Source organism: Rhizobium sp. BR 314 (assembly GCF_047445805.1).
In the GTDB taxonomy this organism is placed as follows: Bacteria; Pseudomonadota; Alphaproteobacteria; order Rhizobiales; family Rhizobiaceae; genus Rhizobium; species Rhizobium lusitanum_B.
In genome coordinates, this window is sequence record NZ_JARWLA010000120.1 from 1 (window position 1) to 559 (window position 559).

At 62.7% G+C, this 559-nt stretch carries 1 protein-coding gene; it reads left to right on the plus strand.

All coding sequences use genetic code 11. The features are described 5' to 3' along the window. A partial coding sequence (locus tag QD461_RS36705) for a VCBS domain-containing protein (RefSeq protein WP_414091645.1) occupies positions 1-559 on the plus strand: 559 nt, incomplete at both ends.

Consider the following 559-nt stretch of genomic DNA (forward strand, 5'->3'; position numbering starts at 1 on the left):
CCGACGACAGCGCTCACAACACGGCAACCGGCCATCTGACCGGCGCTGATGTCGACAGCCCGACGCTCACCTGGTCTCTGATTGCCGGYAATGGCCAGACCAGCAACGTAGGCGGCTCTGTGACTGGTGCTTACGGCACGCTGAGCGTCGATCAGAGCGGCAACTGGACCTATCACCTGGATCAGTCGAAGGCCAATCCGCTGAATGTCTCGGATCATCCGCAGGAAAGCTTCACGGTTCAGCTGAGCGACAGCCAGGGCGGCATCACGACGCAGACGGTCGTGGTCACGGTCAACGGCACGAACGATGCCCCGACGATTAAGCTTGTCGGCGGCGACAGCGCCACCGGCAGCGTGACCGAGGCTGGTATTGGCGTAGCCGACGACAGCGCTCACAACACGGCAACCGGCCATCTGACCGGCGCTGATGTCGACAGCCCGACGCTCACCTGGTCTCTGATTGCCGGYAATGGCCAGACCAGCAACGTAGGCGGCTCTGTGACTGGTGCTTACGGCACGCTGAGCGTCGATCAGAGCGGCAACTGGACCTATCACCTGGA